This is a genomic window from Calothrix sp. CBUCES-K 9914, from assembly GCF_059640475.1.
The window spans coordinates 1-1,708 of sequence record NZ_JBXXZH010000531.1 but is presented as its reverse complement, the minus strand read 5'-3'; the positions used below and the strand labels follow the sequence as shown (position 1 = coordinate 1,708).

The following is a 1,708-nucleotide window of genomic DNA, read 5'->3' as shown; positions in this document are numbered from 1 at the left end:
CGCAGTATTGGAGCAATTGTAACTGCAACAGGTGACGAAAAGCCATCTGAAGAGAAAGTTATTAAAGTACTCAAATCAGTTTTAGAAGATAAACCGGGCTGGAACGAAGTGGTGAAGAGTGGCGCCATCGTAGGACTTGCTGAGATCAAAACTTCAGACACTGCGTTGGATTTGATACTTAAACATACTAAGCTTGGTACACCTCAACCCTTACGTTTAGCGGCTATTAGGGTTTTGGGTAAAATATCTATAGGTCAAAATGCTACTAACTTAGAACGGATATTAGAGCGATTGACTGAACTTGCTAGGGAGAGCTTTTTCTTAACGCAGGTAGCGCTAGTTGTGGCTTTAGGAAAAATGGAAACTCCGAAAGCAATGACTATTTTAAATAATTTAGCTTCACAAACTCCTGACGGTCGAGTTCGACGGTTTGCTGACGAGGAGATAATTCAAGTTCGTCAGAAAATTGGCGCCGACAACGCACTGCGTTCTTTGCGCGAAGAATTTGACCAACTCAAACAGCAAAACCAAGAATTGAGAAGTCGATTAGAAAATTTGGAGGCAAAGTCAGGGAATCAGGAATAATATCCAAAAAAAGTAAAAAGTAAAAAGTAAATATTTCTTTTACCTTTTACCTTTTAACTTTTTACTTTTGAAGTTACTACTGTTGCCAAATATCCATAGTTTTGACATTATTATTCAAAATAGATTGTTCCGATTTGGGAACTGCAAAAACAATTGTGCCTACAATAACAGCAGCAAAAGTAGTTTGACAGACAAGTTTCATTTTGACGATGCCACGATGATATTTTTTCATTGGTTGTGGACGATTACTAATTTGTTTAACACGTCCTGTCACGACTGCTTGATGTAATTCCATCAACGCATCAACATCTTCTTGATAATGACTATAGTTAAGTAGATTTTGCAATTGCTGAACTTCTACACTGCTAATATAACCAGTTGCAATCGCTTGTTTGACTATTTTAAGGATTGAACGCATGTTTCACTCGCTTTGCGTGGGGGCAGTTAGGCACTATGACTTTTTTTTGACTTTGGTAACTGGGAGTGCAATTGTTGTGAATATAGCCTGCATCATCATTTTTATGCTTCCCCCGCATGGTTCACCCATATGGGTGATTCACAAAAGAGTATTTAGGTGTAATAAGTCGTAAAACATACCTCCTAGGTTCCTGATTTCTTAAAGAAGTCGGGAATCTGAGCTACTCTGTGTCTTTGTAGTAATAATTACCATCTAAATTAATAATATTGAATTACAGATTCGATTATCGAGTGAAAATTTCTACCAGTTGTCAAGTACCTAATGAGTTAACGTGTATGACAAGAATGCAAAAAAAATAAATAAAAATACCTATCAAAAGTCAGAAGTTAATTTAACTCACTTAACTTTTCATTAAACTATGGCAGTAGTGTATTCAGCTATGCCTTATACAATCATTAATTCACTCAAAACTATGTAAAACCTTGCTTTGAGAGAGTTTTACCCGTTTCAAGTTTAGTAGTTTGCATCAAAACTGTATAAAACGCTGCTACTTTATGGTAAGTATACATACTTGGCAACAGCGTAAATATAAAGTTAATGTAAAGCTCTGATGGTCACGTATTCAAAAAAGTATACAATGTAGCAGTTTTTTTGGGTAATGTAGGGTTTGAATCCACATGAGGGAAAGAAAATATACTTTGAATA

At 35.9% G+C, this 1,708-nt stretch carries 2 protein-coding genes; one reads left to right on the top strand and one right to left on the bottom strand.

What is annotated here, in order from left to right; all coding sequences use genetic code 11:
* A partial coding sequence (locus tag AC2JBO_RS44850; protein ID WP_496960074.1) for a HEAT repeat domain-containing protein occupies positions 1-585 on the top strand: 585 nt, incomplete at its 5' end.
* 76 nt (positions 586-661) lie between these two features.
* Here the strand turns inward: AC2JBO_RS44850 and AC2JBO_RS44845 are convergent.
* A complete protein-coding gene (locus tag AC2JBO_RS44845; RefSeq protein WP_496960073.1) occupies positions 662-1,003 on the bottom strand; it encodes a hypothetical protein in 342 nt (113 codons plus the stop codon).
* Between the last annotated feature and the right edge of the window lie 705 nt (positions 1,004-1,708).